Here is a 14,388-nt window from a genome sequence, read left to right on the forward strand (position 1 = left end):
CCATCATAGAGTATATACTTTTTAACAGCCTATTCTTTTTCTGTCCACTTCAAAATACATTATTTTCCATTTTTCTTATATGCTTTTGTATTTATGGTTTTAGAACCATGAGCTTTATCACTCGCTTATGTTGCTTTACTAACACAAGCTTTTAACATATATTTTTAAAATAATAATTATTAAGACCAATTAAACTTCGTCAGACAAAGCATCATCGTAATCCTGTAATTCTTCCATAATTTCTTTTAACCGGTCAATATTATTTATAAATTCGCCGTAAGAAATTTCTTGGTAATCGAAAATCCCTTCACCGTATTCATCGCTATCAAATATTTTCACTTCCGCACCTAACTTCAACAAGTTATCAACTAATCCCTTTAAATTTTCCATATCATCAATATCATTTGCATCTGTTTCGGCAAAAAAATCTTTGTTTTCAATTTTATTTTTTATCTCTGTAATTCCTAAACCAGTGTACTTTCTTAATGGTACTACACATTTACTAAATAAACCATTAGAGCTTATTTTAATTGCCATTTTACTCATCTATTATTCTCCTTTCCATTAAAATTCTTCTAAATAGTTTGGATTAACAGGTCTACCAGGTGCATTTTTACTATAGCTTCCGCCATGCCAACCCTTTAAATGTTCCCTGCCAGTTACAGGATAAATTAATTCTCCTCTATTACATATATGTGGATAATTCATAGCATTGTAAGTATGATGTCCAATTATTGATTTCCCATTGTATTGAGGTTTTTTTCCTTTTAAAATCTCTTGTATCTGTTCATTAGTCCAATCCCTTGTTGTAGGTTCTCCATCTAAAATTCTTTTCTTTTCTTGCTTCCAAAATTCATTAACCCCTGCAGCTCTTCTTTTTGAAAATCTTTTATCCCATTGGTATCTTTTATATTCTTCTTTTGTTACTGTACGATTTTCAATCTTTTCTTTTATTTTTTTCTGCTGACCCCTACTTAAAGATTTGTATGGTGTAAGTTTTGGTGTTAAATCAAGTTCTGCTTTCAGTACCCTTTGGGCAATAATCTCTTCTCCTACTGCTACTTTTTTATTCCCTAGAGCTTCACCCGTACCCTTAGCAAGTTGATAAGCGTCATCCTTAGCTGCCGTACTTGCCTTTGAAAACTTTCCAGCTACTTCTCCAACAGTTGAAGATTCTACATAAGGAATCTTCACTCCTATTCCAGTATCCACCGTCCTAACTGCTACTGGAATAGGAGTATTTTTCACAGTATCTAGTGCATTCTTTAAAGTCTTATTTTCCTTAAGCGATTGTACCACATTTTTACCCAAATTTGGATTAAAACCAGGCATTCCTTCTTTGAATTTTAATAATTTGGCTAAATCAGCTAATTCACTCGTCCCTTTGAATGCTTTTACTCCTTTTCCTACTGCTCCAACAACTGGGATTGCATCTAATCCGCCAAAAATGATGTTTCCTACCCGCTCTTCTTGGCTCAATTTCCTATGTGTTCCCCAGTCTTCTCCGTCGATACCGCTTTTTATTTGTACACCTCCGTATACTACTGCGGCAGCGGCCCCGAGTGGTGGACAAAGGATTGTTGTGATGATGATTCCTACGCCTATTCCTATGTCTCGCACCATTTCTAGTTTTTTCTGTTCATCTTCTATCGATTTGTATTCAAATCCTCGTGTGGATGGGACTACTTTCTTATATTCTTCATAATTTAGTTTTGCATCTGGATTTTGTTTTTTTAGTTCTTTGTATTCCCCTCTCAGTACGTTATCAAATGCAGGTGAATCTCTAAAAATATCTTCTACTGTTATTTTATCTTTCTTCTTCTGTATTGTTTGTGGTACACTTCCGTAGCCTGCATGCGCACCTGGTAATACTGTCGTTGTTGTAGAGCCAATTCGGTTATTTGTTTCAAAACTGAGAATAGATGTATCTCTCATTTTTTGAGCAAATTTATCCATTTCTACTAAAAAAGGTTTATCTATATGTTCAGAGACTAATCGCCCTGCTTCTCCGCAATATTTTTGTAATGTCGAATAGCTATCAAGTAATTCCCCGATTTTTTGCGATTGATCTTTAGGATTAAAATGTATACTACCATCCGAGTCTAAATCTCGTATTCTTCCATCAATTCTTTTTAATGATTCATTTGCTTCCCGTAATTTTATGAGTGCATCTTTTGTAATTCGATTCATACCATCCCCCATGTTTTGCCATGGTTCAGGTCTATATTTCACATCCATCTCGTTTTCATCCCCCCAGCCGTATGGTGATTTCTACAACTTACTTAATATTTCACGTAATTGTTCGTCCTTTTCAAGCATTTCTACACATACATTTCCTACAACTGTCGCTGACCTAGAATAGTGTTCAGCCAATTCTAGTGTTTTGTGTAATATATCAGGATATTTTTCAATTACTCTCATCGCTTCACCTTTTTGATAAAAATCACAGCTTAATAAACTCTCAATATTCGTTCCAATGACGTCTACATGGATTTTATATATATTTTCTAACTTCATTACTATATCAAGTAGTTCTTGAAAATTAACTAATACTTCTTCTCCACCACCAGAACCACTATCTCCCATTGATACTTGCATTATTGAATACCTCCTAACGAGAATTGTCTCGGGTCAATTAACTTTTTATATGGCATTTTTAACACGTCATACAATTTCTTATTAACCGCATAGAGGCTCACCCAGTCATATCGATTACGATCTACATCTATTTGAACGAAATCTTCTCCTTCAGTAAAATATAAGAAACATTCCCATTTTCCTCCTCTATTACTTCGAGGCCTCGTATACGTTTCTATCGCTATAACGTCTTTATTTGATAAATCTTTTTCCTCAAATGTTTGTTGTTCTGCCTCTGTCATTCTCTTTGAGAAAAATGTATCTTCTATTTCCCTCGTTTCTCTCAATAAGAAAGGAATGCGTGTTAATAATGAAAAATATACGTCCGGTTTTGGTATGTAGTCGATCTCGTATTTTTTATTTGGTTCTATTTCTGTTAATACAGCCACTCGGTCTTTATCCTCTTTCAAAAAGCCAATTAATACATTATTCATTCTCGTGTATTCATGACAATTTTCATATTCCTTTAATAGTTCAATTATTTGAAAAGCTGCAGGGGTAATTCCATTTTCACTTGTAAGTAGGCCTTTTTCTTTTAAACTCGTAGTTGCTTTCGTGACACATTCTGCATCAAGTAAAATAATTGCGTCACGGTTTGGCAATCCAAATATATCGGTAACCCCAGCTGCACCTGCGAGAACATATAATTCAGCAGGTGCAAAACTCATTTCTTTCCCCATTCTTTTATCCCTCGTTTCTCCATCACAGTTGTTTTATCGCCCTTACTTCCGATTTATCTCCGTACGTTTGAATGCTTTTATCTAACTCTTTCAAAGCTTTCGTATGTCCTTCAAATGCCTCTACCATTTCTGAATTATATTGAATGATCAAATCAAGATAACTTAAAAATGCATCTCTCGTTTTTCCATTCCATTTCGCACCTGTGACATATGCTTTTAAGTCTTTCGCTTGGTTTAAAGAATCCTTCATACCATTTTCAATGTTTTGTGCGTAAGAAATGGCACTTGCAGTGTTACTTCCTATAATTTCAACCTCTTTACCACTCATGTTGGTTCCCTCCATTCTTTGTATGCTTAATGGATAAGTTTTTCAAATTCCTTTTTCTTTTCTTCAAAAGCCTTGGTCGCTGCAGCGTATGCTGACGCTTTCTCCGATTCTGCTTTCGCTTTATATTCCAAATACTTTGCATAAGCTGTACTTTTTGCAGATCCAACATCGCTTAATGCACTTTTAAAATAGGATACTAATGTATGTAATTCTTCATCCTTTTCATGACGTTTTTGTTCAAATTCAACTGCCGGAATTTTATTAGCTTCTAAGCCATTACTTTTACTCTCATACTCTCTCTTCGCTGATTCAGCCTCTTGAATGAATTGCTTTAACTCTCTTTCTTTATCTTTTAAATAATCATGTAAATCATCATACCGATCTCGTTTCCTCGCACTTTCTGTAAAACCAGACGCATTTAAAAAAGCATTGTACAATTCATCTAACATCTTTCTCCCCCTTTAGCGCAATAACTATGTAGTTAAATTCGTATATTTAAACATGAATATTCATTACATTAAGAATTAACAAATAATTATTTTTACATATTGCTATTTTATCAAAGGGATTTTAACATTTCCATATTTTATGAATGGCTTTCGCATTTTTCTTCAATAAAGTGAAACTTTAATCAATATGACTATGTATTTATGTGCAGAAATAATAAAAAACACTGCCAGGCGCAGTGTTTTTTATTACTACCTTTTATCCAATTCATTTGTATTAAATCCTTGCTTGAGAGTAAGACCAGTTCTTTCTTATTTCATAAACAACTATTTCTGGATAATCCCAATGAAGCGTACGAGTAGGCTCCCTGATTCGTTATACTATTCCTTAGGCTGTTTTATTTCTATATTCATTCCAATATTTTGGCTCAGTCGCTCTTAAAAGAACGATAGAAAAAGGATCTGATATGAATATCAGATCCTTAACTTTAATTTCTTAATACATACATCTTTTTACACGATAACTGGTTCGTACGTGCTCAAATTATCATACTCAGTTTTTACAATACTAGGTGGAAGGTTAACACATCCTCAGATTCACCTTTTCTTGTAGCAGTGCATAATGTTTAATAAAACTAAAGCATATTTTTACTTACCAGACTTAATTTTTTCGTTATATTCTTCTAAAGTTAACCCTTTTTCTTTTAGATAAACAGCAACTTCTTTCCCTACATAACGATAGTGCCATGGCTCATACTTAATGCCAGTAATATTCTCTTTCTCTTTTGGATAGCGGAGAGTAAATCCATATTCTGCAGCGTTCTTATCTAACCATTTGAATGCATCGGTAGTTTCAAATTTTGCATTTAAATCTTCTACAGTATTCTGCCATTCAACTGAAATAATGTCTAACGCTAATCCAGTATGATGTTCACTTGCACCAGGATACTGAAGATATTCCAATGCCTTAGCACTAGCCTCTTTATCCGACAAGCCTTGAGATTTATAGCTTTTAACTGAAGCATCATAATAAGTTTGTTGTAATTTTATAGCTCGATAACCTGATCTTAAATAAAGATTGATTCCCTCTTTTTTTGCAGCTGCTACCATATCCTGATAGGAAGTTGCAATTCTACTATCTATTTTCATATTTGGCTTCGCATTTTGGGTGATACTTGTTAATTCAATTCCTAGTTCCTTTGATAACATATGCTCTCTATTTACAAGGATAATTCTCCAATCATTAACATCAGAGATAGGTAAAACATCTTTTTTCTTCGCATGTATTTCATTTTTATTTTTATCGTTATTATTAGTAGTTGCCTGAGATGTTTGCTTTCCACTACAAGCAGCAAGACTCCATCCCATCGCTAATACCAATGCTAAAATTATAAATTTTTTAATTGTATCTCATTCCCTTTTTGTTTATTAGTCTTTATACCAATTTCCCAACACGTCTCTAGGAATCTCCTTGAAATCCTTCAAAGAAACGGGGCCGACAAATTTTTTAATTCCATGTTTTTTAGAATTTTCATCCGAATAATCTTTTAAAAATTGAATTTTAAATTGTTTCTTACCATCGGCATAGTCGGTTACTGTCGGTACGATTGCCGCTTGTCGTATACCAAAAGTTTTATCTTCATACTTAACAAATTGTACATAAGATAATCCTCCAACTAATGTTTCTAATTTTTCTTGCGCAGAAATAAGATTTCCAAGAGAATAATAGATTAGCGTTTCATGTCCATCTTTATTTTGTTTCCACTCAATTGGTTGAATTACATGTGGATGATTTCCAATTACTACATCTACACCTAAATCTGTTAAATATTGAGCAACTTCTTTTTGTTGCTTTGAAGGTGTTGAGGTATATTCTACTCCCCAATGCACCATAACAATCACCATATCAGAGCTACTCTTTGCCTTTTCCACATCATTTTGTATCGCTTTTTTATCAATTAAATTTAAAGCCCAAGACTTATCAGCTGGAATTTTAATTCCATTCGTACCATATGTATAATTTAGTAACGCAAAACGAATACCATTTTTTGTAATCGTTTTTATTTCATTACGCTCGTTTTTACTCTCATTAATACCTACCGGGATAACATCCGGATATTTCTTCCAGTATTCTCTTGTATTCGCAACACCTTTAATACCCATATCCATAGCGTGATTTGTCGCTTGCGTCACTATATTGAATCCAGTGTCCACTAAAGATTGGCCTACTTCTTCAGGTGTATTGAAAGTCGGATATCCCTGTACTTTTAAATTATTTCCGGCAATCGGAGTCTCCTGGTTCACTATAGCAAGATCACTTGATTTAACAGCTTTTTTGATATTTTCATAAATATAATTATAATCATATGAACCGTCTTTTTGTTTGCCATCTTTAATTACTGCGTCATGATATAAATTATCACCCGTAGCTATTAAATTCACAACCGATTGTACTTTTTTGTCTTCCGTAAAATTAGGAGACTGTTGGATAGGACTTTTATCTACCCAATTCGGTGCTTTTAACGATGTATCTATATTGGATTCAGCCGGTGGTAATGAAGCTTTAGACGTCTTAACATCTGTATTACCACAAGCGGTTAAAAGCACTAAAAAAATAAGACATACTAAAAAAAACTTTTTACTTCTCTGTAAAGTATCTAACATGTGATCCTCTTTTCTGTTTTATTCCTTATAACCAGTTCTAACAAATCATTCTTTAAAACAACGTATTTTGGTTTTACCCTTAATTATGGAAGGACACTCTGTTACACCTGCTTCGGAATATACTAATAATTGTTTTCCGCTTTCTAGCAATCTATCGATTCCATCAGAAGTGATAGGTTACTAGAAAAAGATGATCCATCAGGATGTCGACTAGTTTGATATACCTATTCCAATTGCAATAACTCGTTTAATATTTAAACAAGATAGGAGAATCGTTCATATAGCCTCTTCTCTCGCTTTATGTTTAAGGTGCCTCCAAAAAAGGGATCGTTGCTGTACCCCTTTACATAGTGCGAAATTTTTGTAACTAATTTCTTTCATTCAAGCGACAAACATTATACCGATAACAATAAGTAAGACCCAAGAACTTATTTTACCAATATACGAAAAAAGTAGCAATCTTTTGTCCCATATAAAGAAGCCCATTAGGAGAAATGAACGAGAGATTCATTCTATTCAATTCCTGCATTGATTAATAAAAAAACAAGCCACCCAACTATTGGATGGCTCTATACTATAAAGAGAATTTGTTATTGGATTACTTCAATTTCCCTTCAAAAACAATCTTCCTACCGCACGGCTCAACTACTGTTTGGCCGTCTTTCTTTACTTCATGAAAGATTGGCTCTTCCATACGACGAGACGGAGCGTAGCCTTCTTGTTCCATACGTGCTAAGCAGTCTGTAATTGTTTCATTTTCAAGTACTTCAAATTTCTTTTTATTAGGTTGTTTTGTCATGCCCTAACCTACTTTCTATTTTTCTTGATGCAAATTGATTTTTCATGTAGACCATATATAACATTGCGAGAATTCCCATTATAATCATAACCGCAATAAAAAAGCTTGTATACTGTATTTTTTCTATAAATACGCCGCCTAATACAGGTCCCATAATACTTCCTAAACTAAAAGCGATTCCGGATAATATATTACCTGCCGGTAGTAAATGTCTCGGTAATAAATCAGTCATAAATCCAAGCCCTAAAGAGAAGCACGATCCAATAACCATACCCGCTAAAAGCATGCAGGCAAAGACGATCCAGTAATATTGATCAAATACGGCGGCAAGTAGAAAAATGCCCGTACTTATGCTAAACGTCCACGTTAATATACGGTCCCTTCCGTATTTATCACTCAATATACCGAGCGGAATTTGTGTAATAATACCCCCAACTGCAAATGCTGGTAATAAGAAGGATACATCTGAAACAGACCACCCTTTACGAAGTGCGTATACTGGTAAGTTACTGTTTAGCATTGCTTCAAGTACGCCATATGCAAGTGGTCCTAGCAGTGCAATCCATCCTAATCCAACAACTTGTTTATAACGAGAAAATGATGATTCACTCTTCGCTTCTCTTTCATCTTGCGCTGGGAATGCATTTTTTGTTGGAAGTAGTAAAAGCCAACCTATTAAACAAAGTATAGTAGATATAATAAATGGCGTTGCAAGACCGTACTGCACAGTGCTTGCTAAATACGGGCCAACGGCAAAACCAATTCCAAAGAATACACCGTATATCGATACTTGTCTCCCTATTTTACTTGGGTCTGATGTTGTCGTGATCCACGTTTGTGTTCCGACATGAAGCATATGATCTCCGACTCCAACTAGAAATCTAAGGATAAACCATACCCAAAACGAAAATGTTTGTGTAAAAAAGAATAATGAAATAATAACGAGAAACCCACCTATAACAATAATCGGCTTCATTCCAAACCTTTGCATCGGTTTTTCAAGAAACGGCGAAATGACTAATATCCCAATGTACAATGCCGTCGCATGAATACCATTAATACTTGAACTAACCCCTTCTTGTTCAAAAATCATTGCAATGGCAGGTAAGAGCATTCCTTGTGATAAACCCGAGATTGCTACAATCCCAACCATAATCCAAAAAGTAAAACGCATTGACATCCCTTTCCCTCTCCTTCTCACGCTTCCACTTTTCATTATAAACTGTTTCTGCAAATGCGTGTACGAATATTCGCAATAAAAAACAAGCTAAAAGAATGAATCTTTTAGCTTGTTACCTTATCCTTCCCAAACTTGTGCTTTCACATTGTTATGAAATTGCTTAAAGTATGGATGTTTATAAAAAGCAGTTTCATATAAGTATTGCTGTGCGTTAGCGATTGGTGGCTGCGGATATTGCATTTGTAAAGGAACTACAGCTGGCGAAACTTGCATATACAGCGGTTTTATCATCATTTTTGTATATGCGTAATGATTATATGGCGAATAAGCGATGAAAAATGGTTGATGCATTGATAATCTCCCCTTTAACATACAAATGTTATAGTATATGCAATACTGTTCATTTCGGGGATTATTTCTGTTCTAACCAATTCTCTACATGTTTTATAAATACATCTAAACAATCAATAAACGGCGAGTGTCCGCAATCTTCTAATACCTTCAACTCTGCATTTGGCAAATGTTTCGCTAATTCCTCACCGACTACTTGCGGAACGACATAATCTCTATCGCCTTGTATGACGAGTGTTGGCGCTTTAATACGATGAATTTGTTTACTTCCCTCTACAACCCCATTATGTTCATCTGAAATATTAAATGTAATGAGCGCATAATTCACATCTACGAAATTACGTTGCGTTAACATATCATCTAAATACTTTTCATAACGGTCCGGTTCAGGTTGATTATGTGTATATATTAATAGATTCCATACTGTACGGTAATATAGTTTGTTCATATTTTTTATCGCGTCTAATACTGGAGCAATTTGTACTGGATCTTGCGCAATTTCTTCTTTCGTCTTTACTAAACTTGATACAATTGGCTGCCCATTCGTATCTTTTTTAAAGATTGGGTAACCTTTCATTCCTACTGATTCTACTAAAATTAACTTTTCTACAAAATTTGGGTGATTCGCTGTAAATTGCATCGCAACGCCACCGCCCATTGACCAGCCCATTAAGGAGAATTTCTCTAGCTTTAACTCGTCGATAAATAATTTTACATCGTCTGCAAAGTCTTGTAATGAATCTATCGACTGATTATACGTTGATTGTCCAAACCCTCTTAAATCAAGAGCGTAAATATGGTATTGATTTTGCAACTTTTCAATGACTAAATCCCAATGTTGTGACGATGTCATGTTCCCGTGAATGAGTACAAGAATATCTGTATTTCGCCTTCCAACTTCCTGATATGCAATCGTTTCTCCGTTCGATAGTGAAACAAACTCCATTGTTGCAGGCTTAATCATCACAAGTTCCCCCATTCTATTTAATAGAAAGAAAATTCTTTACTTAATTAAAGAATAGCACGTAGAATGTACGTTCGCAACATAAAACCTATAAGAATTTTTTACATAAATCAACATGTCTATTACTAGACAATTATTATAAAAAAGTATATAGTTAGCTAGGTAACTAATTTGAAAGGATCAAAATACATGGACGAAAAACAACATTTTTTTCACATCGTCAGCCAGACTTCTCGAAAGTTTACGAAGAAATTTAATGAACGTGTATCTCCAACAGGGTTATTTAGTGCGCAATGGGCTGTTATTTTCCGCATTAATCAAACTGGTTCTTGTACGCAAACAGAATTGTGCCAGTATTTAAATGTTGAATCACCAACGATGACTCGTACGTTAACACGTATGGAAACGATGGGATGGATTATTCGTACAGAAGGTAAAGATCGCCGTGAGAAGCTCATTTCTTTATCCGAAACAGCGATAAAGATGATTCCAATATGGCAAGAAGAAGTTGATACTTTCGAAGAAAAAACGCTAGAAGGTATTAACGAAGATGATTTACATCAAGCATTTCAAGTGTTACAACAAATTATTAAAAATTTAGATTAAATTGGAGGGATGACGATGCAAAGTGAGAAACTTTGGACGAAGGATTTCCTCGGAACTTGTTTTAGTAGTCTATTTCTCTTCTTAACATTTTACATGCTTATGACTACTCTACCTGTCTATGTAATAGACGGCCTAAAAGGAAAACCTGAGGAAATTGGTTTAGTTGCAACTGTGTTTCTTATTTCTTCTGTTTTATGTAGACCATTCACAGGAAAATGGCTCGATGATTTAGGAAGAAAGAAAATATTATTTATTTCACTTTCATTATTTTTAGCCGCTACTGTTATGTATTTCGGTGCGCAAAGTTTATTCTTATTACTTGCCCTTCGCTTCTTACACGGTATTGGGTTCGGGATGGCAACGACAGCTACTGGTACGATCGTAACTGATGTTGCGCCAGCTCATCGACGAGGCGAAGCACTTGCATATTTCGGCGTATTTATGAGTCTGCCGATGGTAATTGGTCCTTTTTTAGGTTTAACAATTATTTCTCATTTTTCGTTTACTGTGTTATTTATCGTTTGTTCCGTATTTTCATTACTTGCATTTTTATTAGGACTACTTGTAGATATTCCACACGAAGCACCTGTTAGCAAACAAAAACGTGAAAAAATGAAATGGAAAGACTTAATCGAACCATCTTCTATTCCAATTGCACTTACAGGATTTGTTTTAGCCTTTTCTTATAGTGGTATTTTATCCTTTATTCCTATTTATGCGAAAGAACTCGGTTTAAGTGAAATTGCAAGTTACTTCTTTATTTTATACGCACTTGTTGTTGTCATTTCTCGTCCATTTACAGGAAAGATTTTTGATCGCTTCGGTGAAAATGTACTCGTTTACCCTGCTATCATTATTTTCACAATCGGAATGTTCATATTAAGCCAAGCACAAACTTCATTTTGGTTCCTTGGCGCAGGTATGCTAATCGGTTTAGGTTACGGAACATTAATTCCGAGTTTCCAAACGATTGCGATTTCTGCCGCTCCAAACCATAGACGTGGTTCTGCGACAGCTACGTATTTCTCATTCTTTGATAGTGGTATTGGCTTTGGTTCTTTCATTTTAGGTATTGTCGCAGCGAAATCCAGTTATCATAATATGTATTTTATCGCAGCTATTATCGTTGCGTTCACTTTACTTTTATATTATGGATTACACGGACGAAAACAAAAATTCAAGAAACAACCTACAGACGGAAAAATTTCCGCTTAACGTTAATAAGGAAAGTAAACTTCCCCGTTTACTTTCCTTATTTTGTATTTCTTTCAAGACGAGCGTATACTTATAGTAGAAATAAAAAGGAGGGCCATATATGAAACTAAAAAAATCTCCCCTACTCTTACTTATACTAACATTCATATTTGTAATTACAGGGCTTGGGTTTACTTACTTCAAACAAAATAAAACGACCCCATCAAAACATAATGTGACAAAAGAAAACTGGTTAAATGACCCTTACTTACGTTGGTCATATACCCATATGAAAGAATTCACTTTAGTTAATAACGTAAAAAACAATCCTGACCAAATTGCTCACTTCCCTTCCGCATTGCAAAACTTAGACGATTTTGCTGTGGAGCGTAGATTCGGAAATACAACTCCTCTAAAAAAACTTTTAGACGATAACAAAACAGATGCTTTTGTCGTTGTACATAATGGACAACTTGTTTACGAACGATATTTCAATGGGTATAAACAGAATGAACCTCATGGTATGGCATCATTAGCAAAAGTCTTTACCGGGGCAATTATACAATCTCTCGCTGAAGAAAAACGTATTGACTTAGAAAAAACAGCTGACACTTACATAAAAGAATTAAAAAACACACCGTTCGGTAATGCCACACTTCAGCAATTAATGGACATGCAAGTGTCAGCAGAATACCCGACCCACGGATATGAGCAGCCTGGGCTAGAAAATCAAGATGCACAATTATATTTAGCTAGCAATATTTTACCCCGCGGCAAAAACTACGACGGTCCGATGAAAATTTATGATATGTTACGAGAAGCCGAAGAAACTGCACCGCCTGGTTCTTCCTTTTCTTACAATAACGGATCAACAGAAACGCTCGCTTGGATTATTAGAACTATTACTGGTAAATCACTAGCTGAAAATGTAAGCGAACGAATTTGGTCTCAAATTGGTATGGAAGAAAACGCGTATTACGTTACAGATGAAACAAAAGTAGAACAAGCTAGTGCTGGATTAAATGCAACTGCTAGAGATATGGCGAGATTCGGGCAATTACTATTAAACAACGGGGAATATAACGGAAAACAAATTCTCCCTTCTTCTATTACAGAAAGTGTAAAAAATGTACAAGAAGGTGAACTTGAAATTAGTAGTGGCGCTTCTATTTCTTATCATAATCAATGGTGGATTCCCCACAATGAACAAGGTGCTTTCGAAGTGTTAGGTAGTTACGGACAAACACTTTACATCGATCCGAAAGCAAATATGGTAATCGCCCACTTCTCTTCTAACGCAACGCCAAGTAATGAAATACATTCGGTTTACTCAAATATGTATGTTGATATTGCACATCATTTAGAAAAGCTTCCACAGTAGTGGAAGCTTTTTCTTATTTCGGTGTTTTATTTGAATCCATTATATTATTCCAGGTTTAAAAGCATTCGTAAATCTACTATCCTCATCATAGTTATTCATAATTAAACTTTTTATTAACAATCCAATAAAAAGTTACGAAGAGTGTCAATAAAATCCAAATAATCGTTAGTAACACATTGGCTATTGTGTTTGAATTTACTAATCACGTAATGAATGTTTCCATCATAAAAGAGTTTGATTATTTTTGTGACCTCTCGTCCATTAAAGCGCTCATTTGCTACAGTTTAATTTTCATTATGCTGTTTTGCCGAGTCCAATGCTTTTTTTAGTTCGTCCGGTTTTTGAGTACCTATTACAACTGAATTATATATCAACTTTAACTCTATGCCTTTCTTTCCATTCATGTTATAGACTTTTTCACCCTTAAAATTAAAACGAATTCCCCATCCTCCAAATCTTTTTAACGGACTGTAAGTAATACTTTCATAGTGACGTATATCTTTGAGGAGATACTCCCTATATTGAAAATGAAAAGGTACAAAACGAACATAAAGACCTTTTCCACGAACCTCAATGATTAGCTTCAATACCCCAAGCATTAATATAGGAGAAGCAATCCCAAAAACTAACCACAAGACAATTAATGCACCATTAGAAGCTGGTTTATCTCCAAACGGAATATCAAAGATAATTTGTTGAATAAATCCATACCACATCAGTATGGCGATCCCTAATATGAGTATCCATATCCAAATTTGTTGTGGCCGCTGAACCTCACGAAAGATAACTTGTTCTTGTTGTTTCATTAGCAATTCCACCTCCTAAATGGCTTATTTATTTGATTTCAACACATTTTATTCAACAATCTGGACTGATTGCTAAACAACAAAAAAATTGTACAAAAATTCCGTTCTGGGGTTGGTATAAGATTTTAACTTGATAGGCATGGAGATACTACCATTACTTCAACAATTCGAGTATTCAAAATTTAAATTAAATCTGAATTAACTAAAGCCGACAGCAATTGGATAATATTCATACTCTGACTGGCTGTCGGCTTTAATTTTAAAGTTTAATTAAAAAAATTTTTCTTATTATTTTTGATATAGTTAACGACAATTACAAAATAAGTAACAGCTATGACTGTCTCTTATACAC

16 protein-coding genes are annotated in these 14,388 nt (G+C 34.6%); 3 read left to right on the forward strand and 13 right to left on the reverse strand.

From position 1 onward, the window contains the following. Positions 1 to 189: 189 nt before the first annotated feature. The 12 genes from ABWK52_RS16625 to phaZ form a co-directional block, all read right to left on the reverse strand. Positions 190 to 546 (reverse strand): hypothetical protein, encoded by a 357-nt coding sequence (locus ABWK52_RS16625; RefSeq protein WP_000041339.1) that lies wholly within the window; start codon positions 544 to 546, stop codon positions 190 to 192. 18 nt (positions 547 to 564) lie between these two features. Further along, the gene (locus ABWK52_RS16630; protein ID WP_098541076.1) at positions 565 to 2,238 is read right to left on the reverse strand and encodes a hypothetical protein; all 1,674 of its coding nucleotides are present in this window, start codon (positions 2,236 to 2,238) and stop codon (positions 565 to 567) included. Positions 2,239 to 2,271: 33 nt separating this feature from the next. Next, positions 2,272 to 2,598, reverse strand: a complete 327-nt coding sequence (locus ABWK52_RS16635) for a hypothetical protein (RefSeq protein WP_001198201.1) — start codon at positions 2,596 to 2,598, stop codon at positions 2,272 to 2,274. Further along, on the reverse strand, positions 2,598 to 3,317 hold the full coding sequence (locus ABWK52_RS16640; RefSeq protein ID WP_098541078.1) for a DUF5081 family protein: 720 nt from the start codon (positions 3,315 to 3,317) through the stop codon (positions 2,598 to 2,600). The genes ABWK52_RS16635 and ABWK52_RS16640 overlap by 1 nt, the downstream gene beginning before the upstream one ends. A gap of 22 nt (positions 3,318 to 3,339) precedes the next feature. Further along, positions 3,340 to 3,645, reverse strand: a complete 306-nt coding sequence (locus tag ABWK52_RS16645) for a WXG100 family type VII secretion target (protein ID WP_000014535.1) — start codon at positions 3,643 to 3,645, stop codon at positions 3,340 to 3,342. Between the two features lie 26 nt (positions 3,646 to 3,671). Next, positions 3,672 to 4,094, reverse strand: coding sequence for a hypothetical protein (locus ABWK52_RS16650; RefSeq protein WP_000883470.1), 423 nt, complete (start codon positions 4,092 to 4,094; stop codon positions 3,672 to 3,674). Between the two features lie 645 nt (positions 4,095 to 4,739). Beyond that, positions 4,740 to 5,471 carry a M15 family metallopeptidase gene (locus ABWK52_RS16655; protein WP_000241987.1) on the reverse strand — a complete coding sequence of 244 codons (732 nt, stop codon included), beginning with the start codon at positions 5,469 to 5,471 and terminating at the stop codon, positions 4,740 to 4,742. Between the two features lie 48 nt (positions 5,472 to 5,519). Beyond that, positions 5,520 to 6,755 (reverse strand): CapA family protein, encoded by a 1,236-nt coding sequence (locus tag ABWK52_RS16660; protein WP_000887599.1) that lies wholly within the window; start codon positions 6,753 to 6,755, stop codon positions 5,520 to 5,522. 598 nt (positions 6,756 to 7,353) lie between these two features. Next, positions 7,354 to 7,554 carry an NETI motif-containing protein gene (locus ABWK52_RS16665; RefSeq protein ID WP_098541080.1) on the reverse strand — a complete coding sequence of 67 codons (201 nt, stop codon included), beginning with the start codon at positions 7,552 to 7,554 and terminating at the stop codon, positions 7,354 to 7,356. Continuing rightward, positions 7,538 to 8,734 (reverse strand): MFS transporter, encoded by a 1,197-nt coding sequence (locus ABWK52_RS16670; protein ID WP_000062796.1) that lies wholly within the window; start codon positions 8,732 to 8,734, stop codon positions 7,538 to 7,540. The genes ABWK52_RS16665 and ABWK52_RS16670 overlap by 17 nt, the downstream gene beginning before the upstream one ends. 117 nt (positions 8,735 to 8,851) lie before the next feature. Continuing rightward, the gene (locus tag ABWK52_RS16675) at positions 8,852 to 9,085 is read right to left on the reverse strand and encodes a hypothetical protein (protein WP_000554159.1); all 234 of its coding nucleotides are present in this window, start codon (positions 9,083 to 9,085) and stop codon (positions 8,852 to 8,854) included. 61 nt (positions 9,086 to 9,146) lie between these two features. Then, on the reverse strand, positions 9,147 to 10,049 hold the full coding sequence (gene phaZ, locus ABWK52_RS16680; protein ID WP_098541082.1) for an intracellular short-chain-length polyhydroxyalkanoate depolymerase: 903 nt from the start codon (positions 10,047 to 10,049) through the stop codon (positions 9,147 to 9,149). 189 nt (positions 10,050 to 10,238) lie between these two features. On the opposite strand from phaZ, the gene ABWK52_RS16685 reads away from it, so the two are divergent. The 3 genes from ABWK52_RS16685 (at position 10,239) to ABWK52_RS16695 (ending at position 13,230) form a co-directional block, all read left to right on the forward strand. Then, positions 10,239 to 10,655 carry a MarR family winged helix-turn-helix transcriptional regulator gene (locus tag ABWK52_RS16685; protein WP_000343675.1) on the forward strand — a complete coding sequence of 139 codons (417 nt, stop codon included), beginning with the start codon at positions 10,239 to 10,241 and terminating at the stop codon, positions 10,653 to 10,655. 15 nt (positions 10,656 to 10,670) lie between these two features. Further along, the gene (locus tag ABWK52_RS16690) at positions 10,671 to 11,870 is read left to right on the forward strand and encodes an MFS transporter (RefSeq protein WP_001190318.1); all 1,200 of its coding nucleotides are present in this window, start codon (positions 10,671 to 10,673) and stop codon (positions 11,868 to 11,870) included. 100 nt (positions 11,871 to 11,970) lie between these two features. Next, positions 11,971 to 13,230 (forward strand): serine hydrolase domain-containing protein, encoded by a 1,260-nt coding sequence (locus tag ABWK52_RS16695; protein ID WP_098541084.1) that lies wholly within the window; start codon positions 11,971 to 11,973, stop codon positions 13,228 to 13,230. 284 nt (positions 13,231 to 13,514) lie between these two features. On the opposite strand, the gene ABWK52_RS16700 is transcribed toward ABWK52_RS16695, so the two are convergent. Then, positions 13,515 to 14,036, reverse strand: a complete 522-nt coding sequence (locus ABWK52_RS16700; protein WP_061654927.1) for a DUF6141 family protein — start codon at positions 14,034 to 14,036, stop codon at positions 13,515 to 13,517. Positions 14,037 to 14,388 lie beyond the last annotated feature (352 nt).

Source organism: Bacillus sp. AP50, assembly GCF_040492675.1.
Taxonomy (GTDB): domain Bacteria; phylum Bacillota; class Bacilli; order Bacillales; family Bacillaceae_G; genus Bacillus_A; species Bacillus_A cereus.

Coding starts and splice junctions, on each gene's coding strand:
- ABWK52_RS16700 (WP_061654927.1), bottom strand. CDS start 14,036: ATGAAACAACAAGAACAAGTTATCTTTCGTGAGGTTCAGCGGCCACAA.
- ABWK52_RS16630 (WP_098541076.1), bottom strand. CDS start 2,238: ATGGATGTGAAATATAGACCTGAACCATGGCAAAACATGGGGGATGGT.
- ABWK52_RS16685 (WP_000343675.1), top strand. CDS start 10,239: ATGGACGAAAAACAACATTTTTTTCACATCGTCAGCCAGACTTCTCGA.
- ABWK52_RS16690 (WP_001190318.1), top strand. CDS start 10,671: ATGCAAAGTGAGAAACTTTGGACGAAGGATTTCCTCGGAACTTGTTTT.
- ABWK52_RS16650 (WP_000883470.1), bottom strand. CDS start 4,094: ATGTTAGATGAATTGTACAATGCTTTTTTAAATGCGTCTGGTTTTACA.
- ABWK52_RS16640 (WP_098541078.1), bottom strand. CDS start 3,317: ATGGGGAAAGAAATGAGTTTTGCACCTGCTGAATTATATGTTCTCGCA.
- ABWK52_RS16645 (WP_000014535.1), bottom strand. CDS start 3,645: ATGAGTGGTAAAGAGGTTGAAATTATAGGAAGTAACACTGCAAGTGCC.
- phaZ (WP_098541082.1), bottom strand. CDS start 10,049: ATGATTAAGCCTGCAACAATGGAGTTTGTTTCACTATCGAACGGAGAA.
- ABWK52_RS16695 (WP_098541084.1), top strand. CDS start 11,971: ATGAAACTAAAAAAATCTCCCCTACTCTTACTTATACTAACATTCATA.
- ABWK52_RS16635 (WP_001198201.1), bottom strand. CDS start 2,598: ATGCAAGTATCAATGGGAGATAGTGGTTCTGGTGGTGGAGAAGAAGTA.
- ABWK52_RS16660 (WP_000887599.1), bottom strand. CDS start 6,755: ATGTTAGATACTTTACAGAGAAGTAAAAAGTTTTTTTTAGTATGTCTT.
- ABWK52_RS16675 (WP_000554159.1), bottom strand. CDS start 9,085: ATGCATCAACCATTTTTCATCGCTTATTCGCCATATAATCATTACGCA.
- ABWK52_RS16665 (WP_098541080.1), bottom strand. CDS start 7,554: ATGACAAAACAACCTAATAAAAAGAAATTTGAAGTACTTGAAAATGAA.
- ABWK52_RS16670 (WP_000062796.1), bottom strand. CDS start 8,734: ATGTCAATGCGTTTTACTTTTTGGATTATGGTTGGGATTGTAGCAATC.
- ABWK52_RS16625 (WP_000041339.1), bottom strand. CDS start 546: ATGAGTAAAATGGCAATTAAAATAAGCTCTAATGGTTTATTTAGTAAA.